This window comes from Streptomyces sp. NPDC005408 (assembly GCF_040606445.1).
In the GTDB taxonomy this organism is placed as follows: Bacteria; Actinomycetota; Actinomycetes; order Streptomycetales; family Streptomycetaceae; genus Streptomyces.
On sequence record NZ_JBEXEX010000030.1, the window covers coordinates 40,494 to 53,144 of the forward strand.

Annotated in this window: 13 protein-coding genes; 7 read left to right on the forward strand and 6 right to left on the reverse strand. The window is 70.4% G+C overall.

Annotated features, from left to right (window positions below; translation table 11 throughout):
* The first annotated feature begins 99 nt into the window (after window positions 1-99).
* Together ABZS64_RS25215 and ABZS64_RS25220 are read left to right on the forward strand one after the other, a co-directional pair.
* Window positions 100-1,257, forward strand: coding sequence for an ABC transporter ATP-binding protein (locus tag ABZS64_RS25215; protein ID WP_355833847.1), 1,158 nt, complete (start codon window positions 100-102; stop codon window positions 1,255-1,257).
* Window positions 1,254-2,105, forward strand: coding sequence for an ABC transporter permease subunit (locus ABZS64_RS25220; protein ID WP_355833850.1), 852 nt, complete (start codon window positions 1,254-1,256; stop codon window positions 2,103-2,105). Before ABZS64_RS25215 ends, ABZS64_RS25220 begins: the two co-directional genes overlap by 4 nt.
* A 7-nt stretch (window positions 2,106-2,112) precedes the next feature.
* Here the strand turns inward: ABZS64_RS25220 and ABZS64_RS25225 are convergent, their stop codons facing one another.
* Window positions 2,113-2,442 carry an ATP/GTP-binding protein gene (locus ABZS64_RS25225; protein ID WP_355833853.1) on the reverse strand — a complete coding sequence of 110 codons (330 nt, stop codon included), beginning with the start codon at window positions 2,440-2,442 and terminating at the stop codon, window positions 2,113-2,115.
* Window positions 2,443-2,655: 213 nt separating this feature from the next.
* Between ABZS64_RS25225 and ABZS64_RS25230 the strand changes: the two genes are divergently transcribed.
* Window positions 2,656-3,687 carry an LLM class flavin-dependent oxidoreductase gene (locus tag ABZS64_RS25230; protein ID WP_355833856.1) on the forward strand — a complete coding sequence of 344 codons (1,032 nt, stop codon included), beginning with the start codon at window positions 2,656-2,658 and terminating at the stop codon, window positions 3,685-3,687.
* 83 nt (window positions 3,688-3,770) lie between these two features.
* Here the strand turns inward: ABZS64_RS25230 and ABZS64_RS25235 are convergent, their stop codons facing one another.
* Window positions 3,771-4,163: an SCO5389 family protein gene (locus ABZS64_RS25235; protein ID WP_355833857.1), complete on the reverse strand. Its 393-nt coding sequence runs from the start codon at window positions 4,161-4,163 to the stop codon at window positions 3,771-3,773.
* 291 nt (window positions 4,164-4,454) lie between these two features.
* On the opposite strand from ABZS64_RS25235, the gene nucS reads away from it, so the two are divergent.
* Window positions 4,455-5,117, forward strand: a complete 663-nt coding sequence (nucS, locus tag ABZS64_RS25240; RefSeq protein ID WP_355833860.1) for an endonuclease NucS — start codon at window positions 4,455-4,457, stop codon at window positions 5,115-5,117.
* A 96-nt stretch (window positions 5,118-5,213) separates the two neighbouring features.
* Here the strand turns inward: nucS and ABZS64_RS25245 are convergent, their stop codons facing one another.
* The 3 genes from ABZS64_RS25245 to ABZS64_RS25255 all read right to left on the reverse strand — a co-directional run bounded on the left by ABZS64_RS25245 (window position 5,214) and on the right by ABZS64_RS25255 (window position 9,284).
* The gene (locus tag ABZS64_RS25245) at window positions 5,214-7,682 is read right to left on the reverse strand and encodes an ATP-binding protein (protein ID WP_355833862.1); all 2,469 of its coding nucleotides are present in this window, start codon (window positions 7,680-7,682) and stop codon (window positions 5,214-5,216) included.
* Between the two features lie 260 nt (window positions 7,683-7,942).
* Complete coding sequence (locus ABZS64_RS25250) at window positions 7,943-8,266, reverse strand: STAS domain-containing protein (protein ID WP_266487487.1); 324 nt, start codon at window positions 8,264-8,266, stop codon at window positions 7,943-7,945.
* 169 nt (window positions 8,267-8,435) lie between these two features.
* Window positions 8,436-9,284 (reverse strand): 3-hydroxyacyl-CoA dehydrogenase family protein, encoded by an 849-nt coding sequence (locus ABZS64_RS25255; RefSeq protein WP_355833865.1) that lies wholly within the window; start codon window positions 9,282-9,284, stop codon window positions 8,436-8,438.
* 186 nt (window positions 9,285-9,470) lie between these two features.
* Here ABZS64_RS25255 and ABZS64_RS25260 point away from each other — a divergent pair, with 186 nt between their 5' ends.
* Window positions 9,471-10,043 (forward strand): cob(I)yrinic acid a,c-diamide adenosyltransferase, encoded by a 573-nt coding sequence (locus tag ABZS64_RS25260; RefSeq protein WP_355833867.1) that lies wholly within the window; start codon window positions 9,471-9,473, stop codon window positions 10,041-10,043.
* On the opposite strand, the gene ABZS64_RS25265 is transcribed toward ABZS64_RS25260, so the two are convergent.
* Window positions 10,040-10,621: a hypothetical protein gene (locus ABZS64_RS25265; RefSeq protein ID WP_355833870.1), complete on the reverse strand. Its 582-nt coding sequence runs from the start codon at window positions 10,619-10,621 to the stop codon at window positions 10,040-10,042. The two genes, ABZS64_RS25260 and ABZS64_RS25265, sit on opposite strands and share 4 nt — an antisense overlap.
* Between ABZS64_RS25265 and ABZS64_RS25270 the strand changes: the two genes are divergently transcribed.
* Together ABZS64_RS25270 and ABZS64_RS25275 are read left to right on the forward strand one after the other, a co-directional pair.
* Window positions 10,611-11,996: a histidine kinase gene (locus ABZS64_RS25270; protein ID WP_355833873.1), complete on the forward strand. Its 1,386-nt coding sequence runs from the start codon at window positions 10,611-10,613 to the stop codon at window positions 11,994-11,996. The genes ABZS64_RS25265 and ABZS64_RS25270 overlap by 11 nt on opposite strands.
* Window positions 11,993-12,643, forward strand: a complete 651-nt coding sequence (locus ABZS64_RS25275; protein WP_355833876.1) for a response regulator transcription factor — start codon at window positions 11,993-11,995, stop codon at window positions 12,641-12,643. Before ABZS64_RS25270 ends, ABZS64_RS25275 begins: the two co-directional genes overlap by 4 nt.
* Window positions 12,644-12,651: the final 8 nt, after the last annotated feature.

The window sequence follows — 12,651 nt, forward strand, 5'->3', positions numbered from 1 at the left end:
GCCGGAACCGTCAAAGCCCGGATATCCTCCTAACTCTTACGGGGGCGTACGGCCAAGCGGCCTCTGCCCCGACGACCCGAAAGTCGATGGGGCTGGAGAATGATCGAGGCAGTCGGCCTGACCAAGCGCTACGGCGCCAAGACGGCCGTGTACAACCTTTCCTTCCAGGTGCGGCCCGGCGCCGTCACCGGGTTCCTCGGCCCCAACGGCGCGGGCAAGTCGACGACCATGCGCATGATCCTCGGGCTCGACCAGCCGACCGCCGGCCAGGTGACGATCGGTGGCCGCCCCTACCGGCAGCTGCCGAACGCTCCCCGCCAGGTCGGTGCCCTCCTCGACGCCAAGGCGGTGCACGGCGGCCGCAGCGCGCGCAACCATCTGCTCTCGCTGGCGCAGCTCTCCGGCATCCCCGCGCGCCGGGTCGACGAGGTACTCGGTGTCGTCGGTCTCCAGGAAGTCGCCAAGAGGCGCTCCAAGGGCTTCTCGCTCGGCATGGGCCAGCGCCTCGGCATCGCGGCCGCGCTGCTCGGCGACCCGCAGGTACTGCTCTTCGACGAGCCGGTCAACGGCCTGGACCCGGAAGGCATCCTCTGGGTCCGCAATCTGATGAAGCAGCTCGCCGCCGAAGGCCGAACCGTCTTCGTCTCCTCGCACCTGATGAGCGAAATGGCGCTCACCGCCGACCACTTGATCGTGATCGGGCGCGGACAGCTGCTCTCGGACATGAGCGTCAAGGACTTCATCTCGCACAACTCGGCGGACTTCGCCCGGGTGCGTACGCCCCAGACCGAGCCGCAGCAGCGCGAGAAGCTTTCCGCCGCACTCACCGAGGCCGGCGGGCAGGTCATGCCGGAGCCGGACGGCGCACTGCGGGTCACCGGGCTGCCGCTGCCGCAGATCAGCGATCTCGCGCACTCCGCGGACGTAAGGCTGTGGGAGCTCTCGCCGCACCAGGCCTCGCTGGAGGAGGCGTACATGCGGATGACGCAGGGCGCGGTCGACTACCGCTCGACGGCCGACGAGAAGTCGGGCCTGATGCAGCAGCAGCCGATGGGGTACGCCCCGCCGATGCCGCAGATGCCCGAGGTGCCGCAGCAGGGCTGGTACGCCCCGCCGCCGCCCCAGCCCGGCCAGAACCCGTACGCCGCGCCCATGGCCCCCGGCGCGCCCGCCGGGCCTGTCGCCCCCGCCGCTCCGCCTGCCATGCCCCCGGCCGCCGCCCCCGCCGACCTGACCAAGCCCGAGGACGCCCGATGAGCACCCCGTACCAGCAGCAGGCGACGTACCAGCAGCACGGCGCGCCCGCCGGGGCGTACTCCTCGCCGATCCCGGTGCGCAGCGCCCACCTCGGAGACGCGCTCGCCTCCGAGTGGACCAAGATCCGCTCCGTACGCTCCACGATGTGGACGCTCGGGGTCATGATCGTGCTGATGGTCGGCATCGGTCTGCTCGCCGCGTGGGCCGTGTCGGCATCCGACGCCGATCTGGAGAGCCAGTCGCCTCTCTTCCTCGGCTTCTACGGTGTCCTGCTCGGCTCCATCTGCGTGGTCACGCTGGGTGTGCTCACGATCGCGTCCGAGTTCGGCACGGGCATGATCCGTACGACCCTGACGGCGTGCCCCGGCCGCGCACGCGTGCTCGCCGCCAAGTCGATCGTCTTCTTCGGGCTCGTCTTCACCCTCACCACGGTCCTGGCCGCGCTCGTCGGCGCGCTGCAGAACAGCATCGTCAGCACGGGCACTGCCGCGACCAGTGAAGAGTGGTTCCGCGCGACGGTCGGCGTGGGCCTGTTCGTCGCCACGCTCGGGCTGCTGGCCCTCGCCGTCGGCACGATCATCCGGCACTCGGCGGGCGCGATCACCATCATGATCGGCGTCATGCTGCTGCCGCTGGTGGCCGCCATGTTCATGTTCTCGCAGTCGCTCAAGGACGTGCAGCAGGCCCTTCTGGACTACGCGATCCCGAGCCTGCTCATCGCGTTCTACAGCGAGGCCGCGCTGACCGACACGGGCCCGACCGGCTGGACCCCGATGTGGATCCTGCTCGGGGTGACGGCCGTGGCGATGGCGGGAGCCTTCTTCTCGCTCCAGAAGCGCGACGTCTGAGCGCTCTTCAGTACTTGGGCGCGTTACGGGACCGCTGCACCCGCGTGGTGCGGCGGTCCTTCGCGTTCCAGCACGCCTTGTGCCAGTGCCGCCGGTCCTCCACGCCACCGTGTTCCGGCCAGGCGACCACATGCGGCACCCCTGAGGGGATCTCCTGATCGCAGCCGGGGCAGCGGTACCGCTTGCCCCCGGCACTTGCGCCAGCGACATGGCGGACCGACCACTCCTCGCCCTGCCAGGACTCGCTCCCTCCGAAGCCGCCGTACCTCTCGCCCGGCTCGCTGGCTTGCTCGGTCGGCTTCTCGCCGCCTCGGGGGCGGTTGCGGCGCGGGGACACGTGACACCTCACGGGGCAAGTCAGGACAGTTCCCATCCAGCCTACGGGCCGCGGCCGGGGGTACACGTACCGCACAGCGTGAGACCGTGGCACCCACAGGGGGCAGTTACCGGAAAATCGCAACAACTTCACGATCGGCCGTGCCTTTGGCACGTGTCAGACGTTGTTGCCGGCAGGGGGAGTGACGCGTCGGCCGCAAGGAGGCAAAAGGCGATGCGCGTGGGAACGTTTGTACTGGCGGCCCAATTCCCGGGCCAGGGGCAGGGGGAGGCACTGCACCGAGCGGTGCGGTCCGCCGAGGTCGCTGAGGAGTCCGGGCTCGATTCGGTCTGGCTCGCCGAGCACCATTTCGTGCCGTACGGCGTGTGCCCGTCGGCTGTGACCCTCGCCGCGCTGCTGCTCGGCCGCACCCGCCGCATCCGCGTGGGCACGGCCGTGAGCGTGCTGCCGAACGTCCATCCCGTGGCGCTGGGCGAGCAGGCCGCGCTGCTGCACCTCACAAGCGGAGGCAGGTTCTCCGTGGGGGTGGGCCGGGGCGGCCCCTGGGTCGATCTGGAGGTCTTCGGCACCGGTCTCGCGGCGTACGAGAAGGACTTTCCCGAGTCCCTGGACCTGCTGCTGCGCTGGCTGCGCGAACCCCGCGTCGCCGCCGAGGGGGAACGATTCACCTTCCGTGAAGTCCCGGTCGTACCAAGGCCGGACGAGCTGATCGGCGGCCCGCCCGACGGCCCCGAGGTGATCGTCGCCTGTACGTCCCCGAAAAGCGTGAAGCTCGCCGCCGGGCGCGGACTGCCGATGCTGCTCGGGATGCACTGCGGCGACGAGGAAAAGGCGGACATGGTCGCACTCTGGCGTACGCACGCACTCGCCGCAGGACATTCACCCGAAGAGGTCGAGCACGCGGGACATGTGTCGGCCGGCGTGGCCCAGATCGGGGACCGCGGGGCCGAGGCCATGGAGACTCTGGTCAAGGCGATGCCGGGCTGGCTCAAGCGGGGCCTGGACGCCCATGTGACGGTCGACGGACGGCACCGCACCATGCGGGACCCGGTGGCATACACGGAACTGCTGTGCGGGCTGCACCCGGTGGGCCCGCCGCGGCTCGCCGCGGACCGGATCGCGGCCACCGCGGAACGTACTGGCATCACCCGCTTCGCCCTGCTCGCCGAGGGCTCCGGCGATCTCGCCGCCACCGAGGAGAACGTGCGGCGGCTCGGCACGGAAGTGCTCCCCCTGCTGAGCTGACGCGGCGATCACTGCCGCACGGGAGGTGCTGCCGCTCCGACATCTGTAGCACCTCCCGCGATGCGGAGCGGCAGCAAAAGACGTCAGCAGTCGCGGAGTCCGGGCGACTGGTTGAGCAACTGGGCACGTACGGAAGTGAAGCGGCCAAGCCGCTCATCGACCGAGGAGTCCAGCGGGAACACCGCGACGCGGTGGCAGTTCTGGAATGCCAGGCGCACCCCGAAGTGCCGCTGGAGCGCACCGCGAATGGCGTCACTCGCGAGCGCGCGCAGCAGCTGACCACGTGCCTGCTCGTCCGGCGGAGGCGTCTGGTTGTCGGCGAAGTCGCCGCCGTCCACCTTCAGCTGAGCCACCAGAGAACTGATCATCTCCCATGCGTAGGGCAGGGAGGTCCGGACGCAGTCGACGAATGCAGCTTCATCGACCTCGCCTCGCTCGGCCTGTTCCAACAGCGCCGGTGAGACGTCGAGCGACATGGGTTCTCCTCTCGCGACCCCGTGAACGGGGTCTTACGGGCAGGGAAGGAGGACGACGGACAACGACGACATACGAACGACGTATGACGACGCAGAGTGCACGACCGACAACCTCCTGCTTCCACGGTAAGTGCGCCGTCCGGAGCGCACCAGGAGATTGGGAGCACAACCGGCCAATAACGAACAGGGCGAAAATGGGGCAGGCGGCCCGAAGGGCCTCGAGCAGGGTGGCGGTGGGCGCCGGGTGGGCGAATCGCGCGCACCGGCGTGCGTCGAGTAGCGTTGCCGACCATGCGTCTTGTCATCGCCCGCTGCTCCGTGGACTACGCGGGCCGGCTCACGGCCCACCTGCCCTCCGCCCCCCGTCTGATCCTGGTCAAGGCAGACGGCAGTGTCTCGATCCACGCGGACGACAGGGCGTACAAACCACTGAACTGGATGTCCCCTCCCTGCACGCTCAAGGAGGGCGACGACAGCGTCTGGACGGTCATCAACAAAGCGGGCGAGAAACTGATCATCACGATGGAGGAAATCCTCCATGACTCCTCGCACGAACTGGGCGTGGACCCCGGCCTGATCAAGGACGGCGTGGAAGCGCATCTGCAGGAGCTGCTCGCGGACCGGATCGAAACCCTGGGCGAGGGCTACAGCCTGATCCGCCGCGAATACCCCACCGCCATCGGCCCGGTGGACATTCTGTGCCGCGACTCGGACGGCGGGACGGTGGCCGTCGAGATCAAGCGGCGCGGCGAGATCGACGGGGTCGAGCAGCTGACGCGCTATCTGGAGCTGCTGAACCGGGACCCGCATCTGGCCCCGGTGAAGGGCGTGTTCGCGGCGCAGGAGATCAAGCCTCAGGCACGGGTGCTGGCGACAGACCGCGGGATCGGGTGCGTGGTGCTGGACTACGACGCGCTGCGGGGCATTGAAGACGACAAGCTGAGGCTGTTCTGACACTGGCGCAACCTGGGGCTTCGCCCCGGACCCCCAGTCCTCAAACGCCGGACGGGCTGCACATTGCAGCCCGTCCGGCGTTTTGGGTGATGACCGTCAGATGACCGGTGCGCTGCTGGAGTCCGACGGGGCCGCGCTGGTGGTCATGGGGGCGCTGGCCGTGCCCTCGCTGCCACCGGCAGGCGGCGGCGAGGTCGACGGCGGCGGCGAACTGGGCGGAGGGGTGGTCGTCGGCGGCGTGGTCGGCGGAGTCGTCGGAGGCTTCGTCGGCGTCGGCTTGGTCGTCGGTGGCTTCGTCGGCGTCGTCGGCCTACCGGACGTCGTCGGCCTACTCGGCGTGGACGAACTCGACGACGGCTTCCCGCCCGGCGTCGACGCGCCACCCGTCGACGAACTCGCCCCCGGCGTCACCGGGTCCGGGTTCTTCGGGTCCTCCGCGGGTGCGCCGCCCGGGCTGTTGGTCGAGCCGTCGGCGGGGACGTCCGCGTCCAGGCCGTCGCTGCCGTCGTCCTCGTTCGCGGACTGGCCGTTCCTGACCTTGCTGCCCGGCGGGTCCTGGTGGTCCGAGGTCGCTCCGAGCGTCACCACCGTGCCGAGCACCGCGGCGAGCAGCGCGCCGGCGCCCGCGGCGACCAGGTTGCGCCGTGCACCGCCGAAGATGTTGCGGCGGCCGGAATTCCCGCCGCCCGCGTGCGGCGTCTGCCGTGCCAGCAGCGTCGCGGGCTCCTCCGCCTCCCTGGGCTGTCCCACGGCCCCAGGGCCGGGTCCGATGCTCCTGCCCAGCGGCAGTACGGGCGACGGTACGCCCCCGGGCGGCGACGCCGACTCCTCGTGCCGCGCGGCCGGAACTTCCTCGCCCGCGGGGGTGCGGCCGCCTGCGACGGGTCCGCCCGAGCGGTCCTCGACGAGTGCGAGCGCCCTGCGTCCCGCGACGGTGCCGCGCTTGTCGGCGAGCGCACCGCGCATGCCGATCGACGCTTCGAGCTCGGCGCGCGCACGTTCCACGTTGCCGGTGCACAGTGCGAGGACGCCCAGCTCATGGTGGAAGTACGCCTCTTCGGCGACCTCGCCCGCGAGTCGGGCCGCTTCGGAGCCGACCCGCAGGGCCCGCTCCCAGGCGGCCCAGTGCAGCCCCGCCGCGAAGGCGGGCGCGGCGCTGCGGGCGAGCAGTACGGCCGCGCTGGGGTGTCCGGCCTCGCCCCCGGAGCTCCGCCCGGGAGGTGCCCCCAGCCCGGGCAGCAGCATGGACAGCGCGACGAGGACGGCGCCCGCCTCGGCCACGGCCCGTTCGGGGGTGACGGAGGGGTGCCCGGCCCACCAGGTGTAGTGCTGGGCGGCGGTGTGGGCGTGTGCGGCCGCGTCGTCGGCGTAACCCTTCTCCGTCAGCTGCGCCATCACACCGGCCGCGAGCCGGTAGCGGGAGCCGACCGGGGAGAGCAGGCCACAGCTCATCAGCTCGCCGAGTGCGGCGTCCGCGTGGGTGTCCCCGACGAGCGCAGGCAGATGGGCCTGGTGCGGGACCTCGCCGCCGAGCGCGACGGCGAAGCGCAGGGTCTCGCGGGCCGACTCGCTCAGCCGGGAGGCGAGCAGTGCCGCGGGCGCGGCCCCCTCCCCCAGCGTCGGCAGCGGCACGTCGATTTCCTGGACGCCGTCGAAAGGCGTGTAGTCGTCGATGGTCTCGGGGTCCGCGCGCAGGCTGTCGCACTGCCGCAGCAGGGCGCCCGCCTGGACGAAGCGCAGCGGCAGGCCCTCCGACTCGAACCAGAGGTCGCCCGCCCAGTTCGACTCGTCCTCGGTGAGCGGCCGCTCCACGGTGCGCTGCAGCAGCTCCAGCGAGGCGCTGCGGCCGAGTCCTGAAAGGAAGACCTCTTCGAGGTGCGAGTCGGCCGCGGGAGCGGCGACGTCGGGAGTGGCTGCGACGAGGAAGGCACACTCGGGCGCTGCGTCGAGCAGCTCGCCGAGGGCGGCGCCGCCGAACTCCAGGTCGTCGAGGACGACGATCGCGCCGATGTCCCGGACGTGTGCGAGCAGCGCGGCACGGTCGGGCCGGTGCAGCGGTGCGCTGTGGACGACGGCGAAGAGCTCGTGGAGCAGCTCGGTGGGGGTGCGGTGATGGCCGTTGAGGCGTACGACTCCGTCGGGTGCGAGGTTCGCGCAGTCCTCGGCGACGATGTCGAGCAGGGCACTGCGCCCCGAGCCGGCGGGTCCGGTGAGCCGGACCGACCGCCCGTGGCCGAGCAGCCGTACCAGCCGCTCACGCTCCTCGCCGCGCTCCAGCAGCGGGAGCCGCGGTGCGGGAGGCCCCGGCGGTACGGGAGGCTGCGCCGCACGCTGCCGCTCGGCGCGCTCGGAGGCGCTCCGCCGGGCAGGTCGCGTGGGCTGCTCTCCCGGCGGGCAAGGCTCTATCTCGCTGCCGTCGACGGGATTGACGGTCAGCAGAAAGTCGCCCGCCACAAGCTGGACGGTGCGCGCGAGCGCCGGTGCCGACTTCTTCAAGTCCGGGGCGCCGGTGTCGCGCGGGGGCCGGGCCTGGCCCGCGCCCTCCCCGAAACTGTCGTTGTCCATGGTCCAAGCCCCCCAGATGCGATTCGCTTAGCTTCGTCCCCGCCAAGGTGTTTTTGGGTTCTGGTGGCGGAGCCGCGTGCGGATTGTCCCTCCCGGCTTTCTGCACGCCCCGCTGTCGCTTCGGTCCGGTGCCCACCGCATGGGTCTTTCAATTCGGCGGGCGACCGAACCATAGACCTTCGCTCAGTATCTCCATAGGGGCGGGGTGCTGCCCCGCCCGTGACGTCACAGTCTCATGAGGATTGCGAGCGTCGTACGGTTCACACCCGAGGAAGCGATTCGGCCGCGATGCCGCCTTCGATGGCAAGAATCCGGTGCAGCCTGGTGGCGACGAGCAGTCTCTGCATCTGTGGCGGTACGCCGCGCAGCACCAGCCGGCGACCGCACCGGCCGGCCCGGCGGTGTGCGCCCATGATGACCCCAAGACCGGTGGCGTCCCAGGAGTCGAGGTCGGTCAGGTCGAGCACGAGGTCGCCGTCTCCGTCGTCGACGGCCGAGTGCAGGACCGTACGGGCGTCCGCCGCGCTGCGGACGTCGAGGCGGCCCCCGACGACCAGCTCGGCGTGGTCGCCCCTGATGTGCATATCCGCTCCCCGTGAGTGCGTCAGTGCCCTGTGATCTCTTCTGGTTTGCTCTGCTGGTTTGCTCTTGTATTGCAACAACTGACTGCCGCATGGGCGGAGCAGTTGCGCCTTGTAAGCGAACCGATACCGAATTCACCCCTCAGGGTGATACCAAACCGGTCGATGAGGGTCAGTGCTTGTAGAAGCCCTGCCCGCTCTTGCGCCCGATGTCACCGGCGTCCACCATCCGGCGCATCAGCTCCGGCGGTGCGAACTTCTCGTCCTGGGACTCGGTGTAGATGTTGCTCGTGGCGTGCAGCAGGATGTCCACGCCCGTCAGGTCGGCGGTGGCGAGCGGCCCCATGGCGTGGCCGAAGCCCAGCTTGCAGGCGATGTCGATGTCCTCGGCGGACGCGACGCCCGATTCGTACAGCTTCGCGGCCTCGACGACGAGCGCCGAGATGAGGCGGGTGGTGACAAACCCGGCGACGTCGCGGTTGACGACAATGCAGGTCTTGCCGACGGACTCGGCGAACTCCCGCGTGGTGGCGAGGGTTTCGTCGCTCGTCTTGTAGCCGCGCACCAGCTCGCACAGCTGCATCATCGGCACGGGCGAGAAGAAGTGGGCGCCGACGACGCGCTCCGGACGGTCCGTCACCGCGGCGATCTTCGTGATCGGGATGGCGGAGGTGTTGGAGGCGAGGACGGCGTCGTCCCGTACGAGCTTGTCGAGCGTACGGAAGATCTCGTGCTTGACCTCGAGCTTCTCGAAGACCGCCTCGACGACGATGTCAGCGTCGGCGGCGGCGTCCAGATCGGTGGTCGTGGTGATGCGCGCCAATGCCGCCTCGGCGTCGGCCGCTTCGAGCTTGCCCTTGGCGACGAACTTGTCGTACGAGGCCTTGATGCCGTCGGTGCCACGGGTCAGAGCCGCGTCGGTGACATCACGCAGCACGACCTCCCAGCCCGCCTGGGCCGAGACCTGCGCGATACCGGACCCCATGAGTCCGGCCCCGATGACGGCGAGCTTCCTGGCCACTGCGGCACCCCTTAACACCTGTTTACATTTCTGCTCTCCGGCGGAGGTTAGCGCTCGTGAGGTGCCGTGTGGCGGTGAAGAGATGCGCGTCACGTCTCAGATGACGGACATCACACCGGTGCGGCTCATCAGGGGGCCCGTACCGCGTAATTGAGCACCATTTCCCCCAGGCGTAGGCTCGGCTCCATGGTCAATCTGACGCGTATCTACACCCGTACCGGCGACCAGGGCACAACGGCCCTGGGCGACATGAGCCGCACCGCCAAGACCGATCTGCGGATTGCCGCGTACGCCGACGCCAATGAGGCCAATGCGGTGCTCGGCACCGCCATCGCGCTCGGGCAGCTTCCGCAGGAGGTGGTGAAGGTCCTCGTCCGCGTGCAGAACGATCTCTTCGACGTGGGCGCGGATCTGTCGACGCCGGTGGCGGAGGAGCCGAAGTATCCGCCGCTGCGGGTCGAGCAGTTCTACATCGACCGGCTCGAGGCGGACTGCGACCGCTTCAACGAGGAGCTGGAGAAGCTGCGCAGCTTCATCCTGCCGGGCGGTACGCCGGGGGCGGCGCTGCTGCACCAGGCCTGCACGGTCGTACGGCGGGCGGAGCGCTCGACGTGGGCCGCGCTGGAGGTGCACGGGGAGGCGATGAACCCGCTCACCGCGACGTATCTCAACCGTCTCTCCGACCTCTTGTTCATTCTCGCGAGGACCGCGAACAAGGAGGTCGGGGACGTGCTCTGGGTGCCGGGCGGGGAGCGCTAGCGCTCGACCCGGACCGGTTCGCGCTCGGCATTCGCGTCCGGCTCGCGCGGCCCCTTCTTCGGCCAGATCGTGTAGGTGAGAGCGATCAGGCCGTGGATTGCGGCCGCCCGGAGCGCCGTGAGCTGCCAGGAGCTGAGCGAACCGGTCCGGCTCGCGTCGCCGACGTACCAGATCGCGATCTGGAGGAGGGCGACGGCGACCGCGGCGGCCAGCAACGTGCGCAGCCACAGCTTGCCCTCGTGCTTGGCGCGGGCCGTGCCGTAGCGCGGCGGCTTGTGCGGGGGCGGGCCGCCCGCGAAGCGGTGGGCCACGTGCCCGTCGATCCACTTGATTGTGTAGTGGCCGTACGCGACGGTATAGCCGATGTAGAGCGCGGCCAGTCCGTGCTTCCAGTCCGGCTCGGCGCCGTTCTTGAGGTCGATCGCCGTCACGACGAGCAGCACGACCTCCAGCAGCGGCTCCAGGAGCAGCAGGCCCGCGCCGAACCGCGCCATCTTCAGCAGATAACGGGCGGTGAGCCCTGCCGCCAGCAGCACCCAGAAGCCGACCTCGCAGATCACGATCAGCGTGACGATCACGGCACTCTCCTCTCGGTTCCCCTCCAGCCTTCCGTCCGTACGGCCGCCGATCGTCGTCGCCAGTGACGAAGTGGCACTGCATCCTTCGATGTATCCGGCCATCAGCCGGGACGTGGAGGCCCGCGGGCCGTACGCCGTGTTTGATGGGTCCGTGACCGCTCTCCCGCGCCCGCACCGCGACGACGTGCTCATCGCCGTGGCCGGATTCCTCGGCGGCCTGGTGCTGTGGGCGCTGGGTCTGGACACCCGCGCCGGGCACGGCGTGGACCCGCGTGCGGTGTTGCTGCTGCCGCTGGCGGTGATGAGCGGGGCGGAGCTGCTGCGCCGGACGATGCCGAACACCGCGCTGGCCATCGGCTGTGTGGCGATGCTCGCCGACCAGTTCACCGACGGGAATGTCGCCACCATCGCGATGTTCACGGATCTGGTCTACGCGGCCGTTCTGTACGGCACGCCCGCTGCCGCGCGCCGTATCCCCGCCGTGTCGATGGTGGCCACGGCAGCCGTGACGGTCACCGCGCTCGTCGTGTTCCAGGACGCGCAGGCGGTGCTGCTCGGTCTGGTCTTCGCGGTGGTCACCGTGGCCCCGGCCTGGACCGGCGTGAGCGTACGCACCCATCGCGACGCCGCCGAAGCGGCGCAGCTGCGCGCCGAGCAGTCGGCTCTGCTCGCCGAGATCGACCGCACTCAGGCGGTGACCGCCGAGCGGGCCAGGATGGCCCGCGAGCTGCATGACATGGTCGCCAACCATCTCTCGGCCATCGCCATCCACTCCACGGCCGCGCTCTCCCTCGACGACCCGAGGACTTCGCGCGACGCACTGGGCGTGATCCGCGAGAACAGCGTCGACGGACTGGCTGAGATGCGCCGGCTGATCGGGCTGCTGCGGGACAGCGGCGGCGGCACGCAGCCGGCGGCCGCGCCCACGCTGGCCGGCGTGGACGCGCTGCTCGCCCAGGCGGGCACGAACGGATCGTCCAGCGGTCTTGAGTTCACGCTCGACGACACCCGCGGGGACGCCCTCGCGCTGCCCGCGCCGGTCGAGCTCGCGGCGTACCGCATCATCCAGGAGTCGCTGACGAACGCCCTCAAACACGCGTCGCCCGGCAGGGTCGGGGTCACCCTGGGCCAGCACGAGCAGACCCTGACGGTGCAGGTGACCAGCCCGTTCGGCAACCGGCCCGGCCCGCGCGCGCCCGGCTCGGGGGCCGGTCTGGTCGGGATGCGGGAGCGGGTGGCGCTGCTGGGCGGGGAGTTCGAGTCGGGACCGGTGACCGACGGCGAGGGCGCGGTCGACGGCGAGGTCGACGGCCGCCGCAAGATCTGGCGGGTACGGGCCGAACTGCCCGTCGACGAAGGGAACGGCGGGGCATGACGATCCGGGTACTGGTCGCGGAGGACCAGAGCGCCGTACGCGCCGGTCTGGTCCTCATCCTGCGCAGCGCACCGGACATCGAGGTCGCGGGCGAGGCGGCGGACGGCGAGGAAGCGGTGCGGCTGGCCCGCGAACTGCGCCCGGATCTGGTGCTGATGGATGTTCAGATGCCGCGTCTGGACGGGGTGTCGGCGACCCGGCAGGTCGTCTCCGAACAGCTCGCCGACGTTCTCGTACTGACCACGTTCGATCTGGACGAGTACGTCTTCGGGGCGTTGCGGGCAGGTGCCGCCGGCTTTCTGCTGAAGAACACCGACGCCGCGGATCTGCTGGAGGCGGTACGCACAGTGGCGCGCGGCGAGGGTCTGATCGCACCGGCCGTCACGCGCCGCCTTATCGCGGAGTTCGCCGCGCCGACGCCCGTACGGAAGCCGAACGCGCCCGACCCCGCGGTCCTCGATGTGCTCACCCGGCGCGAGCGCGAGGTGCTTTCGTGCATCGGCGAGGGCTTGTCGAACGCCGAGATCGCCGGACGCCTCGCCATGGCGGAGGCAACCGTGAAGACCCATGTGAGCCGGCTGCTCGGCAAGCTGGAGCTGCGCAGCAGGGTCCAAGCGGCCGTCCTGGCACAGGAGTTGGGCATCTGATTTTCCCT

What these genes read in the sequence shown, in the direction of transcription:
- ABZS64_RS25215 (WP_355833847.1), top strand. Translation starts at nt 100, where the DNA reads ATGATCGAGGCAGTCGGCCTGACCAAGCGCTACGGCGCCAAGACGGCC.
- ABZS64_RS25220 (WP_355833850.1), top strand. Translation starts at nt 1,254, where the DNA reads ATGAGCACCCCGTACCAGCAGCAGGCGACGTACCAGCAGCACGGCGCG.
- ABZS64_RS25230 (WP_355833856.1), top strand. Translation starts at nt 2,656, where the DNA reads ATGCGCGTGGGAACGTTTGTACTGGCGGCCCAATTCCCGGGCCAGGGG.
- ABZS64_RS25235 (WP_355833857.1), bottom strand. Translation starts at nt 4,163, where the DNA reads ATGTCGCTCGACGTCTCACCGGCGCTGTTGGAACAGGCCGAGCGAGGC.
- nucS (WP_355833860.1), top strand. Translation starts at nt 4,455, where the DNA reads ATGCGTCTTGTCATCGCCCGCTGCTCCGTGGACTACGCGGGCCGGCTC.
- ABZS64_RS25245 (WP_355833862.1), bottom strand. Translation starts at nt 7,682, where the DNA reads ATGGACAACGACAGTTTCGGGGAGGGCGCGGGCCAGGCCCGGCCCCCG.
- ABZS64_RS25250 (WP_266487487.1), bottom strand. Translation starts at nt 8,266, where the DNA reads ATGCACATCAGGGGCGACCACGCCGAGCTGGTCGTCGGGGGCCGCCTC.
- ABZS64_RS25260 (WP_355833867.1), top strand. Translation starts at nt 9,471, where the DNA reads ATGGTCAATCTGACGCGTATCTACACCCGTACCGGCGACCAGGGCACA.
- ABZS64_RS25275 (WP_355833876.1), top strand. Translation starts at nt 11,993, where the DNA reads ATGACGATCCGGGTACTGGTCGCGGAGGACCAGAGCGCCGTACGCGCC.